The sequence below is a fragment of the Paenibacillus sp. GYB006 genome (assembly GCF_036577645.1).
In the GTDB taxonomy this organism is placed as follows: Bacteria; Bacillota; Bacilli; order Paenibacillales; family Paenibacillaceae; genus Paenibacillus.
Map to the genome: position 1 here is coordinate 189691 of NZ_JARBDA010000004.1, position 12642 is coordinate 202332.

A 12642-nucleotide genomic window follows, 5' to 3' on the forward strand; every position below is an offset into this window, starting at 1 on the left:
TAAAAAGTAAAAAGAAATGTAAAGAAAAACAGGCAAAAGACATGATGCAAAAACGACTGCTGCGTCTACCAAAAAAATCATCCTCATCCATTAGAATCAAAAGGTAATAGTACAGGAATTCCCTGTAAGAGTCCATGATAAATATGGAAAGTTAATTATAAAATAGATTACATAAGGAAACGAACCAGATGGAGTCGCTGCAACATTGGCGCTGATTAATCAATTAGTAATTATATATATGGAGAAATGCAGGAAATTGGTAGTGTTCTAGTAAAAAGTAAGAGAAGGTGGTGATTTTACGTATGAAGAAATTAGTTGTTACTTTTTTATTAGTACCACTAATATTAAGTGGATGTTCATTAAATGAAGAATCCAGCAGTGAAGGCAGGCCAGACTCAACCAATGAGGAGGCTATTAATCCTACAAACAATACGATTATAACAGGATATATTATTGATAAGGAAAAAGAGCGGCTACTTGTTGTTGAAGGATTAGATGAATCAGAATTTAATATCACTCAGCAGACAGTTGATGAAATATTAAAAATTGCTGATCCAAATGCAACTTGGGTTTCTATCGGAGATAATAAATACAATGATTTTAACGTTGGTGAACAAGTTAAGGTCACAGTAGATGGGGGAGTAAACACATCGTTTCCTGCGCAAGCATCTGCTAAGAAAATTGAATTAGTCAAATAAACTATTTGGGACATAAATTGTTGCGAAGTCGTTTTTCGCCCGGTCTATGATTGTATTCGAGAGGAGGGAATGAGATGGAGTGGCTTGAGCGGATGAATCGTGCGGTAGACTACATTGAAGCAAATCTGGCAGGAGAGATCGAAATGAGCGAGGTGGCTCGCGTGGCCTGTAGCTCATCTTACCAGTTCCAGAGAATGTTTTCATTCATTACAGAAGTTACATTAGCGGAATACATTCGACGGAGACGGTTGACGCTTGCAGCGCTGGAACTTCAGCAGGGCAGATCAGTAAAGGTGATCGATATCGCGATGAAATATGGATATGAATCACCAGTCTCATTTGCGAGAGCTTTTCAATCACTACATGGTATCACACCTGCAATGGCACGTCACGATGGGATTGAGATGAAAGCCTATCCCCGTCTCTCCTTCCTTATCACAATTAAAGGGGCAGAGGCAATGAATTATCGGATAGAGACGAAAGAAAGTTTTGAAGTGTTTGGCATTGAAGGTGTTTTCCGTATCGAAGGGGATGGGGAGGCACCGCAGACTCCGGCTAAGTTATGGGAGCAGAGCCATGCGAACGGAGATGTAAAGCGATTAGAAGCATGTGCGGGAGAATTACCGTTGTTTGTTAGTAGAGATCTTCATTCGGTGCATGCCTTATGTAGTTACCGAAAGACGGGACCGGACACTTTTCCATACATGTTGTGCGCATTTAAAGACGAATCTAGCAACACGGAAGGGTATACCTCAGTAACTATTCCCGCGCTGACTTGGGCCATCTTTCCGTCAGATCCACATCCGTGGGACCAGTTTAATGAAACGATTGAGAAACTGTACCACCGTTTTTACACTGAATGGCTGCCGTCCGCAGGCTATGAGCAAGTGGAGGGAATGGAGTTTGAAATGTACGGTGAAAAAAATGGCCTTAACTATATCGAGCTATGGTTTGCGGTTCGTAAGGTGTAATTGAGGAACAGATGAAATGAGAAGGATCATTCGTAGGATACTTTGCCTAGAAAGTTTCGAGCAGCCGTCTATTGGTAGTCACTAAATGATCCGCTGCGGGGATGGATTTGCAAAAATGGATTTCGAAGAGGGATTAAGGACTAAATCCCCTTCGGGGTCCACAAATACTCAAATAATAGGGAAATCAGCAGTAAAATTAAAATGAATGAGGTGCATAATGGACTACAAGATTATTCAAAGTGCAAAAGAATTGTCAGAAAGAGTAATTCGCCAAGCGGGCCTGATTTCGAAAGAGAAATTTGATAATTTTGTAGAGCTAAGATCTAAAGATGAATTTGGAGATGTGGTTACTGAAGTAGACTACATAACGGAAGAAATTATAATCAAACAAATTCTTGCTGAATTTCCAAAACATCAGATTCGCAGTGAAGAAGCAGGGTTCATGGGTTCGGATAGCGATTGGTTATGGTCAATTGATCCATTAGATGGAACTAATAATTTTGCAATTGGACTGCCAATCTTTACAACATCAATTACGTTGATGTATAGAAGAGAACCTGTTCTTGGAGTGGTTTATGAACCGTTAACAGATCGATTGTTTGTATCCGTCATAGGTAAAGGAACAACTTGCAATAATCGTCCGATCCAAATGAGTCGTAACTCAAATATATCTAAAGGAAATATAGGCTGGATTCAAGGTCATAAAGTGCAAAACGAGAGTAGGGCAGTTCATTTAAGACAATTCATTGATGTCAGGTTTAAGAGGATGATGAGGTTGTGGGCACCCACACTTCAATGGTGCATGCTTGCAAAGGGAGACATAGATGGAATCGTTCTTTACAATTCAGAAGGGGACGATCTGTATTCCGGAATCTTAATGGTAAAGGAAGCTGGAGGAATCGTAGTCGATTTTGAAGGTAATCCATTTGTCGGTATGAATGAAGAACCATATATCATTGCTTGTCACCCAGACCATAAACAAGAACTATTAAGAACTGTAAGGGATGGGTTAAATTCATTCGAAAAAGGAACTAGTAGCATGCTTGGATAAGACAGCTTAATCAAAAGGATTAACTACATTAAGTCATATTAATCTAAAAAGAGGAGGCTTCATATAATATGGGATATGTTGAATCGCTGAGAGAAATCGTTGGTAATACACCGTTAATTTTGGTTAGACCGAGTATACTGATTCTGAATAAGACGGGTGAGATTTTACTTGTCCGGTATCAAGATAACACATGGGGTGTGCCGGGAGGTTTAATGGAACTTGGGGAATCAGTGGAGGAGTGCGCCAAGAGAGAAGTGAAAGAAGAAATCGGATTACAAATAAAGAATCTTACATTATTCGGTGTATTTTCAGGGAAGGAATTATATACAAAGCTAAGAAATGGACATGAATATTACAATATTATTATTGGATATATCTGTACGGACTATGAAGGGGAAATCAAACCCGACGGAGCTGAAGTAGTAGAAGCGAAATTCTATAACCTAGCCGCATTGCCTGAGAGAATAGACCCATTTATAAAGAGCAAGATGAGTGAGTACGTAGAAGAAATTCAAAATATATTGAAAACGAAATTTTAGACAATGTCCAAAGCTTTCGTATGAATAGATGGTGACTTTATACATTTGTTATTCTCGTATATAGCCTTGGTTACTGATACTTCAACGATCATAGCACTTATGCTTTCGATTTTTGTAGTGCAGTAAGACATCGCTTCTTTTAATTTCTCATCGCTTAATCTGTTTGCTATTGTACAGTGAGGTACCCAGTTATTAGGAAGATATGGAGACTCAGCATTCATACGATATTTTTCAAAGAAACGGTGATGATTAGCATGGAACGTTAAAAGTTCTTTGGAAGGAACAGGGGCAAGGAATAAAATCCCTGTATTCAAAAAGGTCCCTATTGAGTTCATAGTGATTGAAAATTGTTTTTTAGATTCATAAAAAAAGTCAAAATCGCTTATAAATTGATCGATATCTACGTCAGAGTCATAACCTGCTATCGTAATATGAGGTCGTCTATCTTGTACTTCTTCTGCATATTTGGAAACGGCATGATCACTCAACTCTTTCCAAACCTGCTTTATATAGAGCTCTGTATCCTGGTCAAAATGAGCAACTACTCCGTACATCTCTATACCCCCTCAATAACTATAACTCCTGCAATGAAGGAGTATTCAACGGCTCCACTTAGCAATCCTGCCCGTTTAACAATGATAAGCAGAAAGCCGAAGTTTGGCGTTCGTGTCGGTCTCATTACCGGGAGAATAAAATCAAACTAAATCAAAAAACCAACCGTTAATCTTAATAAGAACGAAAACTTTCCTTAAGCATCCAAGGTATTTGAAATACAGAAAGATATGGTGAAATTACAAGGGATCAATCTAAATTGAAAGTCTAGACGGGAGACATAGATATCAATGACTGAAGAATTAAACCAGAACATAAATAAAAAATATGAAATCAAAGTACTTAAAGCGGAGTATATACAAGTGACCTATTGTATTTATTTAACTATTATAGTCGTGTTCACTTTTGGAATAGATAGTTTATTAAATGCTTTTTTTGTTATTTTCGTACCTTTATATACCTTATTAAATATAGTGATGCTGTTAATGAAGATTTTAAGAAAAAATAATGAGCTGCAAATCAAAGAAAATGGAATTCAGATCAATCATATTGAAGTACCAAAACAGAAAATCGAAAAGATTATTATCCAAGGCTATTTTGTACAGAGTGTCGGCATTAAGTTGTATGGCAAAAAATTTGTTTCAATGAAGTTACGTTTTAGATTCAAGAATAATGAAGAAGTTAACATAGAAGAATTAAAACAGTGGGCGAATATGAACCAGATAAAAGTAACTAGTGGGAAAATCTATAGATTGATATAAATATCACTGGCATAAGATAACACAGCATTTCTACATCGGCAATTGGCCCCTTGATCGCCAATAGGAGAGTAGAATGACTTTCTAACTAATTTAGAAGCCGTGATTACGGAAAAGAAATAAGAAATCTTCGCAGATACTTATGTAAAGGAGAATTTCGATGCTGAATCCAAAACCAGTAATTATAGAAGAATACAATGCAGAATGGCCAAAAGCATTTAAAGTAATAGAAGCCGGTTTATCTAACGAACTTGATGGTCTAGCAATACGAATCGAACATGTTGGAAGTACTTCAGTACCGGGTCTAGCAGCCAAGCCAATTATTGATATTGACGTAGTTATTAAATCTATGGATTATCTGCCAAAAGCAATCAAAAAGTTAGATGTACTAGGATATCTACATGAAGGTGATCTAGGTATTAAGAATAGAGAAGCATTTGCAAGAAGAGACATTTATGTACCCTACAGTAGTGAAGGTAATGAGAAGTATGAACATCATTTATATGTATGCGATGAAGAAAGTGAAGAACTAAATAGGCATATTATATTTCGAGATATATTAAAAAATAATCCTCTACTAGTATCTGAGTATGCAAATTTAAAAATCGAACTGTCCAATAAATTTACGAATAATCGCAAAGCTTATACCGAAGGTAAGACAGAGTTTGTTACGAAGGTAATGAATGAATATATTACGCCATATACCAAAGGAAGATTCAATGATTAAAGGAATCTTATTTGATTTAGATGGAACTCTGCTGGATCGGGCCATTATTTTGATGAGATATTAATTTCTGAAACCGAAGGACTAAGAAAACCGGAAATTAAGATTTTCAAGACAGCATTAGACCGCTTAGGTTTAGAACCTAAGGAATCAATATTTTTAGGAGATCATCCAATTATCGATGTAGAAGCCAGTAATAACGCTGGTATGCTAGGTATATGGAAAGAAGATAATTTTTATGAAAGACCAGCAAATGAATATAGATCAATAAAAAGCTTGTTAGAATTAAAAGATATCCTCGCAACCATTTCTAATTGACTAATATAATAGGAGGGATTATATGAAAACCACAGATGCATTTTCGAAATCAGTAAATCAATATATGGACTACACTAAGATGCCATGGGGACGACTATTTTATCAAACAGCGTGGCACCAGATAGATAAATTCTTTATTGAACAACCACAATCCATTTTAGATATTGGTTGTGGTTTTGGGATATCTTCTAATGAGTATGCCCTTAGGGGCAATGATGTAACTGGAATTGAACCTACCATGCATATGATTGAAATCGCAAAGCAAAACTCACAGTCAGTCAATTATATATGTGATTCGTACGAGAATATGGTTGGTAAAATCGGAAAATTCAACTGGATCTTTTGTCACAATGTACTTGAATACGTTGAACAGCCGAGTCAATTTTTTCAGCTTATAAGTAATTGTCAGAGTGAAAATGGATTGCTATCATTAATAGCTCATAATCCAACAGCTAAAGTAATGAAAAAAGCAATTATCAATAAAGATCCTGAGAGTGCATTAGCTACTATTGGGAATGACAAGGATTACAGTAATGTTATACAGACGGATATAACGATATATACTTATGATCAGCTTTCATCGTGGTTATCCGAATCAGGATATGAAATTGTAGGTCATTTTGGAATACATAACCTCTATGGATATATTAAAGATAATGATATAAAACAAAGTGAAGAATGGCATAACAAAATGATAACCCTGGAATTTGAACTTGGGTGTCACGGACCGTATAGAGATATTGCCATATTTACACACATAATCGCAAAAAAGATAGTTTGAATTATTTCTTAGATATAAGTAACTCTTACTAAGACCTTATATTCGCACTTTGAGTCATTTGACCTAAAGCCTGAGGGAGTCTTCGGTGAAGTTTACACTACTATTGTGTTGAAGGATGTTTTTTGAATAAAGGAGGGATCGAGATTGTGTTAAGAGACGGCGAGAAAATAGTGGAGGTAGGGGAAGTCATCTCGACGAATGTATTCAAGGTAAGTCCGGAACAGAAGGAAATACTCGAACGTCAGTCAGAAGTAAAGGTCGAAAAGGCTTGTAATGAAGCATTGACGAAAATACGTGAGAGATACAATCAACGTGTGAATGAAATTCAGAAAAACAATAAGTCTCAGAACATAGAATGAATAAACGATGGATAAAAAAGGAGAAATAGACGGTCCTTAAAGGCCGTTTTTTGATTTGATTAGACCTGTCGCATTTCTCCATAAGCCTTAAGAGTTTCGTAGATACAGAAACGTTAGCGGAAATTAACACAAACTTGGCTTGTAGAGTTATTTCAAAAAGCTAATACTAAAGGAGCATGTGTTTATGGAAGATCAATGGAGAATCGCGAAATATAATTCGGAGTGGAAGACGTCATTCCTAACGCTTGCGATGAAATTAAGAAATGTACTTGGCGAAGCGGCAGATCGTATTGATCATGTTGGTTCAACTTCGATTGAAGGAATGGATGCAAAACCTATAGTCGATATTCAGATCTCAGTCACAGATTTTGATAATGAGTCATTATACCGGGAACAGATTGAGAGTTTAGGGTTTAAATTGAGAGGAGAGAATCCAGACAAGACGAAGAAATACTTTCGTGAAATTCCTGGTAATAGAAGAATTCATATTCATGTAAGACGAACAGGCAGTGTTTCTGAACAAATGACGTTATTGTTTAGAGACTATTTGCGTACTCATCCTTTTGATTGCATCAAGTATGCTGAAGAGAAACATCGTTTAATGAAGTTACATAGTAAAGAACGTAGCAAGTATGTAGAAGGTAAAGGACCTATAGTATGGGAGATAATGCAAAAAGCACATGCATGGTCAATGGAGGTAGGCTGGAAACCTGACGAGTCAGATATGTAGGTGATTCAAGTAAAAAGGAGGATGGATTATGCCAACCACTTCAATAAATCTAAGACCCTTAACTATAGACGATTATAATATTGTTTTAAAGTGGAGTAAGGACGATGTTTTCTGTTCATCAAATGGCTGGGAAAAGAATAGAGATCCTGAAGAACTATTTAGATGGTGGAACAAGTGCATAAATATAGCGATGGATGATTTTATACGAATAGGAATAGAAATGAACAAACAATTAATTGGTTATGCAGACTTAGCTTATATTAAAGATAATTCTGCTGAATTAGGCATAGCCATCGGAGAAAGTAAACTGTGGGGGAAGGGAATAGGATACAATGCTGCTCTAAGTATGATGAGATATGGAGCGAAGGAATTAGGAATTACTATTTTTTACGCAGAAACACACGAAACAAATATACGAAGTAAAAAAATGCTCGAAAAGTTAGGATTTAAAGAAATAAGTAGAATCGGTTTTGAAGAATACTTAGGTAAGAATGAGCAACTTATACAGTATCGATATGATATTTAAGAACATAGGGATCAATTTTGAAAATTCCAAAAATATGAGAAAAGCAATGACCTGACTCCATTATTTTAGTGGCGCTATTTACAGTTATAAAAACAACAAACAATTAACGTTTTATCTATCTATGTGATATATAACTTAGAGCGAAAGAAGGAACAATATGATATCAATACATAGAGCTCTATATCATCAAAAAGCAACGTTACGAAACTTAATTGAATTATATAAATATGATTTTAGTGAATTTGATCCTGATGATGTCAATGAGAATGGACTTTATGATTATATGTATTTAGATCACTACTGGACAGAAGAAGATAGACACCCTTATTTTATTCGAGTTGAAGGACTGCTTGCTGGATTTGTTTTGATAAGAGAAGTAGGACAGATTGACAGTACGATAATTTATTCAGTTGCTGAATTCTTTGTAATGAAGAAATATAGAAAACAAGGGGTTGGGCAATATGCGGCAGTTGAATTATTCAATAAGTACAGAGGGTTTTGGAAGGTAGCTCAGATTGAATCAAATATTCCCGCTCAAATATTCTGGAGAAAGACAATTGAGAGATATACGAATAATAATTATCAAGAAATTAGAGAAGATGATTGGGAAGGTCCGATCCAAACCTTTTCAACAGTAACTTGATACAAGAATGTCTTGGACAATACGGCTAAATTTATTACAAAATCAAATAACGGACGATTGGTAACTGCAGGATTTGAGAATGAAAAAAGAACAAAGTTGGTGGGGATTAACGAAGAGCTTGTTCACCCAGAGTTATTGAGTGACCAAGCACTAGCTTTAATGCAGGATGTCGAAAATCAAATTCCCATTCATTATGGTATACGGATCATAAATAATGAAACAATTCAAAACGTAACGATAAAGTACAAGTATTATGGCATGACAAAGGTCGCTAGTCTTGAGTTGGAACCTTCATTAGGGAGATATTAAGATGATAGAAATTCAAGTGTTAATTGAAAGAACAGGAAGACAAATCGAGAAGAAGTTTTGCGTTAGCGACTGGTTAATGCATATAAACTCAAATCCAGAAAGCAGATATGTTAATATAGATGATCGTTTGGATGTGTTTGAATTGATAAACAATAATGATTTCTCTGGAAAGCATCTACAATTGCTTTTTCTGATTAAACACAATCAAGAATACATTTTAGGTTATAACGTTCCAAGTGGGTATAATTTATGGTCTGATTTTCTTAATGTTGCTGAAGATTATGCTAATTACGGAAGGTCAAAACGTTCCTATGGGGCTGATCCATTGATGATGGAAATTAGATCTGTAGGGAAGGAAGAATTGAATTTTTCTATTTATTATGAATTGGATCGTTCAAAGAAGTATATAGACGTGATGCTACCATCACAAGAATTTATGATTTCGTTAGCAAGTTCACTTAGAGATTTTTTGGTGAAAATGATTCATGAATATAAGATTGATATCGGAGACGAAGGTACAATAATGCGGGTAGAAAATCTGATAAAGAGATTTGATAAAGAAATTTGATAGATAGGTCATTTCATTCATTTATTAGAAATGGGGGAGTGAAGATGAAAAGTTTTTATATTGCATCAAGCTTCAAAAATATAGAAACCGTACGCAAGGTAAGCGAACGATTAAGACAAGAGGGATTTACTCATACATACGACTGGACTACTAATAACAATATTACTTCCATCGATGAACTAAAAGACATAGGGAAGAAGGAAATAGACGCAGTCATGTGTTCTGATTTTATTATAGTTTTATTTCCGGCAGGTAAAGGAAGTCACGTCGAACTCGGCATTGCAATTGGAAATGGGATTCAAGCATATCTATACTCACAGAATGATGAAATTAACGACTTGGAAACGACGAGTACTTTTTATCATGTAGACGGAGTTAGTAAATGCAAAGGTACCGTAGAGGAATTAATACAAACCATATTAGAAGAGCAAAAATGAGGCAGGGTTGTTCGCCATGGATTCCAACACCTTCGAGGAATATATTCTAATTAAATCGTGATCATCATCTAATCGTTTTACACTCTTCAAAAACTAAAGACATGGGTATCCATACGCTTATCTTTATCTGGTTTAGTAGGAGTCACACGCAGAGCATGAATGTCCTTTCATGTTTAAGCATGTTAGAATAGAAAGGATAATGAGTACATAAGGCATGGAGAAAAGGCAGGGAGCAATCTATGAAACCTAAACTTAATGATGTTGCAAAATTAGCTGGAGTTTCACCGACGACGGTTTCTCGGGTGCTTAATAATCGGGGTTATATTAGTCAGGAGACGAAGGACCGAGTTCAGGAAGCGATGCAACAACTGAATTATTTTCCTAATGATGTTGCCAGATCACTATTTAGTAAACGAACAAATTTGATTGGTTTAATCATACCGACAACAAGTAACCCTTTCTTCGGGGAGCTAACTTTTCATATTGAGAATATCTGTGCGTCACTCGGCTATAAACTGCTGATTTGTAACAGCTTAAATCAGCTGGATAAAGAAGAAGCTTATGTAGATATGCTGATGCGCAATCAAGTGGACGGTATTATCGTAGGAACACATAACCGAGGTATTGTAAATTATGATCAGAAAAATATAGCGGTTGTTGCGATTGATCGCTTCTTATCGGATACCATACCTGTAGTTGGATCAGATAATTATATGGGCGGAAAAATGGCTTCAGAGCTGCTAATTGATAAGGGATGCCAACATATCTTGCACATTAATGGACCTGTAGAATTGGAAACGCCGGCAAGCTTAAGAAGAAAAGCTTATGAAGATGTGATGGCGCAGCATGGTAGAGAGGCAATTACCTATGAAGTTCATGATCCTTTCAATCAACAAAACCATTATGAACCCATCCAGCGCTTGCTGAGTGAGCACCCTGAAGTCGATGGGCTGTTTGCGAGTAATGATTTGGTGGCAGCATCATTTATTGCTGAGGCAAGGAAACGTGGCAAACGCGTTCCTGAAGACATTAGGGTAATTGGATATGACGGTACAGAAACGACACGCAACCTACTCCCTGAACTAACAACGATTCAGCAACCTATTCAGGAGATTGGAAGATCTGCAGTCGAGCTGCTTATCAAAGAAATTGAAGGTCAATTCAATGACGTCCCACGAGAAACTTATCTACCTGTGAAACTTATTGAAGCTAGTACAGCATAGAACGAAGTTGACACCTAGCAGTAAACAGGCTGTTATAAGAAGTTATATCATTAGTGAAATTAAGATAAAAGGAGAGCACTCCTTTTTCTTTTTTAAATAGTATGTCAATCGGTTGACATATGAAAGCGGTTGACATATAATCAATTTGTAAGCGTTAACGTGTTTACATCACATTAAATGGTCAACTTAGAGGAGCGTTCGATATGAGACATTCAAAGAGCATGTACTGGAAACTAAGCGCCTATTTCTTCTTTTTCTTCTTTACATGGTCAGCAAGTTATTCATTGTTTTCAATTTGGCTCGGGCAAGAAATCAATCTGAATGGTGCTGAAACAGGTATTATCTTTACTGTAAACGCTATCTTTGCATTATGTATGCAACCGCTTTATGGATTTATCTCCGATAAAATTGGACTTAAGAAACATATTTTATTTTTAATTAGCGGTTTGCTCTTAATTGTAGGTCCATTCTATATTTTTGTTTACGGACCATTGCTTCAGTACAATGTATTTCTTGGCGCCATAGTAGGCGGATTATACTTAGGTGTTGCTTTCTTGGCGGGGATCGGTGCTATCGAATCTTATGTTGAGAAAGTCAGTCGCAAATATGACTTTGAATACGGCAAATCTCGTATGTGGGGCTCGCTAGGTTGGGCAGCAGCAACCTTCTTTGCTGGACAGTTCTTTAACATCAACCCAAACATTAACTTCTGGATTGCATCGATATCAGCTGTCATTTTATTCTTCATCATGATGTCAATTAAAGTTGAGATAACAGAATCCGAGATGGAACAGGCTGAGTCTATAAACTTTAGACAAGTCGGAAATTTGTTTACAGATAAGCATTTTTGGTTCTTTATTGTATATGTCCTTGGTGTTACGTGTATCTACAATGTGTATGATCAGCAGTTTCCGATTTTCTTTTCATCGGCATTCGCTAGCATTGCATTAGGCAATCAGGTGTATGGTTACTTAAATTCCTTCCAAGTGTTCTTGGAAGCTGGAATGATGTTCTTAGCTCCGTTTGTTGTTAATAAAATTGGTGCTAAAAAAGGCCTAATATTGGCAGGGTTTTTAATGTCATTCCGTATCATGGGCTCGGGATTAGTAATTGGACCTTATGGCATCTCAGCTATGAAATTGATACACGCATTGGAACTGCCTATCATGCTGATCTCTGTATTTAAGTATTTGGCTGCTAATTTTGACTCGCGTTTGTCATCAATCTTGTATCTGGTAGGATATCAGTTTACGAGTCAGGTAGGAGCTTCGATTCTCTCACCAATTGCCGGCGTGCTTTATGACATCAGAGGGTTTGCGAACACATACTTGTTTATGGGTATAGTCGTACTTGCATTTACAACAATCTCAATCTTCACCTTAAAGAGAGATCCAAAAAAACCTAATCATCTAGATTCTCAAACTCAAACTAGTTCGAATATGGAAATAGCATAGG

Annotated in this window: 16 protein-coding genes and 1 pseudogene; 16 read left to right on the forward strand and 1 reads right to left on the reverse strand. The window is 36.4% G+C overall.

Annotated features, from left to right (window positions below):
* The first annotated feature begins 302 nt into the window (after positions 1-302).
* From PV403_RS12060 to PV403_RS12075, 4 genes are all read left to right on the forward strand, one after another.
* Entirely contained in the window at positions 303-698 is a 396-nt protein-coding gene (locus tag PV403_RS12060) for a YobA family protein (RefSeq protein WP_213533654.1), read from the forward strand.
* 74 nt (positions 699-772) lie between these two features.
* Positions 773-1669 (forward strand): effector binding domain-containing protein, encoded by an 897-nt coding sequence (locus PV403_RS12065; protein ID WP_213533656.1) that lies wholly within the window; start codon positions 773-775, stop codon positions 1667-1669.
* 217 nt (positions 1670-1886) lie between these two features.
* A complete protein-coding gene (locus PV403_RS12070; protein WP_332084790.1) occupies positions 1887-2720 on the forward strand; it encodes an inositol monophosphatase family protein in 834 nt (277 codons plus the stop codon).
* Positions 2721-2788: 68 nt separating this feature from the next.
* Positions 2789-3259 carry an NUDIX hydrolase gene (locus PV403_RS12075; protein WP_213533659.1) on the forward strand — a complete coding sequence of 157 codons (471 nt, stop codon included), beginning with the start codon at positions 2789-2791 and terminating at the stop codon, positions 3257-3259.
* Here the strand turns inward: PV403_RS12075 and PV403_RS12080 are convergent.
* On the reverse strand, positions 3256-3813 hold the full coding sequence (locus PV403_RS12080; protein ID WP_213533661.1) for a 2'-5' RNA ligase family protein: 558 nt from the start codon (positions 3811-3813) through the stop codon (positions 3256-3258). The genes PV403_RS12075 and PV403_RS12080 overlap by 4 nt on opposite strands.
* 288 nt (positions 3814-4101) lie before the next feature.
* On the opposite strand from PV403_RS12080, the gene PV403_RS12085 reads away from it, so the two are divergent.
* The 12 genes and pseudogenes from PV403_RS12085 to PV403_RS12140 all read left to right on the forward strand — a co-directional run bounded on the left by PV403_RS12085 (position 4102) and on the right by PV403_RS12140 (position 12641).
* Positions 4102-4572 carry a hypothetical protein gene (locus PV403_RS12085; protein WP_213533663.1) on the forward strand — a complete coding sequence of 157 codons (471 nt, stop codon included), beginning with the start codon at positions 4102-4104 and terminating at the stop codon, positions 4570-4572.
* A gap of 157 nt (positions 4573-4729) precedes the next feature.
* The gene (locus tag PV403_RS12090; RefSeq protein ID WP_249717403.1) at positions 4730-5296 is read left to right on the forward strand and encodes a GrpB family protein; all 567 of its coding nucleotides are present in this window, start codon (positions 4730-4732) and stop codon (positions 5294-5296) included.
* A 42-nt stretch (positions 5297-5338) separates the two neighbouring features.
* Positions 5339-5611, forward strand: a pseudogene (locus tag PV403_RS12095) (HAD family hydrolase); the annotation flags it as partial.
* Positions 5612-5633: 22 nt separating this feature from the next.
* On the forward strand, positions 5634-6392 hold the full coding sequence (locus tag PV403_RS12100) for a methyltransferase domain-containing protein (protein WP_213533664.1): 759 nt from the start codon (positions 5634-5636) through the stop codon (positions 6390-6392).
* A gap of 146 nt (positions 6393-6538) precedes the next feature.
* Positions 6539-6751, forward strand: a complete 213-nt coding sequence (locus PV403_RS12105) for a hypothetical protein (protein ID WP_213533665.1) — start codon at positions 6539-6541, stop codon at positions 6749-6751.
* Between the two features lie 184 nt (positions 6752-6935).
* Positions 6936-7481 (forward strand): GrpB family protein, encoded by a 546-nt coding sequence (locus tag PV403_RS12110; RefSeq protein ID WP_213533667.1) that lies wholly within the window; start codon positions 6936-6938, stop codon positions 7479-7481.
* Between the two features lie 28 nt (positions 7482-7509).
* Complete coding sequence (locus tag PV403_RS12115) at positions 7510-8007, forward strand: GNAT family N-acetyltransferase (RefSeq protein ID WP_332084793.1); 498 nt, start codon at positions 7510-7512, stop codon at positions 8005-8007.
* 157 nt (positions 8008-8164) lie between these two features.
* Positions 8165-8650, forward strand: a complete 486-nt coding sequence (locus PV403_RS12120) for a GNAT family N-acetyltransferase (RefSeq protein ID WP_332084794.1) — start codon at positions 8165-8167, stop codon at positions 8648-8650.
* Between the two features lie 310 nt (positions 8651-8960).
* Positions 8961-9527 (forward strand): hypothetical protein, encoded by a 567-nt coding sequence (locus tag PV403_RS12125; RefSeq protein WP_332084795.1) that lies wholly within the window; start codon positions 8961-8963, stop codon positions 9525-9527.
* Positions 9528-9571: 44 nt separating this feature from the next.
* Positions 9572-9964, forward strand: coding sequence for a group-specific protein (locus PV403_RS12130; protein ID WP_332084796.1), 393 nt, complete (start codon positions 9572-9574; stop codon positions 9962-9964).
* A 239-nt stretch (positions 9965-10203) separates the two neighbouring features.
* The gene (locus PV403_RS12135) at positions 10204-11187 is read left to right on the forward strand and encodes a LacI family DNA-binding transcriptional regulator (protein WP_332084797.1); all 984 of its coding nucleotides are present in this window, start codon (positions 10204-10206) and stop codon (positions 11185-11187) included.
* Between the two features lie 203 nt (positions 11188-11390).
* Positions 11391-12641, forward strand: a complete 1251-nt coding sequence (locus PV403_RS12140; protein ID WP_332084798.1) for an MFS transporter — start codon at positions 11391-11393, stop codon at positions 12639-12641.
* Position 12642 lies beyond the last annotated feature (1 nt).

Excerpts from the sequence above, each read along its gene's own strand:
- PV403_RS12060 (WP_213533654.1), top strand. The coding sequence starts at position 303 with ATGAAGAAATTAGTTGTTACTTTTTTATTAGTACCACTAATATTAAGT.
- PV403_RS12065 (WP_213533656.1), top strand. The coding sequence starts at position 773 with ATGGAGTGGCTTGAGCGGATGAATCGTGCGGTAGACTACATTGAAGCA.
- PV403_RS12070 (WP_332084790.1), top strand. The coding sequence starts at position 1,887 with ATGGACTACAAGATTATTCAAAGTGCAAAAGAATTGTCAGAAAGAGTA.
- PV403_RS12075 (WP_213533659.1), top strand. The coding sequence starts at position 2,789 with ATGGGATATGTTGAATCGCTGAGAGAAATCGTTGGTAATACACCGTTA.
- PV403_RS12080 (WP_213533661.1), bottom strand. The coding sequence starts at position 3,813 with ATGTACGGAGTAGTTGCTCATTTTGACCAGGATACAGAGCTCTATATA.
- PV403_RS12085 (WP_213533663.1), top strand. The coding sequence starts at position 4,102 with ATGACTGAAGAATTAAACCAGAACATAAATAAAAAATATGAAATCAAA.
- PV403_RS12090 (WP_249717403.1), top strand. The coding sequence starts at position 4,730 with ATGCTGAATCCAAAACCAGTAATTATAGAAGAATACAATGCAGAATGG.
- PV403_RS12100 (WP_213533664.1), top strand. The coding sequence starts at position 5,634 with ATGAAAACCACAGATGCATTTTCGAAATCAGTAAATCAATATATGGAC.
- PV403_RS12110 (WP_213533667.1), top strand. The coding sequence starts at position 6,936 with ATGGAAGATCAATGGAGAATCGCGAAATATAATTCGGAGTGGAAGACG.
- PV403_RS12115 (WP_332084793.1), top strand. The coding sequence starts at position 7,510 with ATGCCAACCACTTCAATAAATCTAAGACCCTTAACTATAGACGATTAT.
- PV403_RS12120 (WP_332084794.1), top strand. The coding sequence starts at position 8,165 with ATGATATCAATACATAGAGCTCTATATCATCAAAAAGCAACGTTACGA.
- PV403_RS12125 (WP_332084795.1), top strand. The coding sequence starts at position 8,961 with ATGATAGAAATTCAAGTGTTAATTGAAAGAACAGGAAGACAAATCGAG.
- PV403_RS12130 (WP_332084796.1), top strand. The coding sequence starts at position 9,572 with ATGAAAAGTTTTTATATTGCATCAAGCTTCAAAAATATAGAAACCGTA.
- PV403_RS12135 (WP_332084797.1), top strand. The coding sequence starts at position 10,204 with ATGAAACCTAAACTTAATGATGTTGCAAAATTAGCTGGAGTTTCACCG.
- PV403_RS12140 (WP_332084798.1), top strand. The coding sequence starts at position 11,391 with ATGAGACATTCAAAGAGCATGTACTGGAAACTAAGCGCCTATTTCTTC.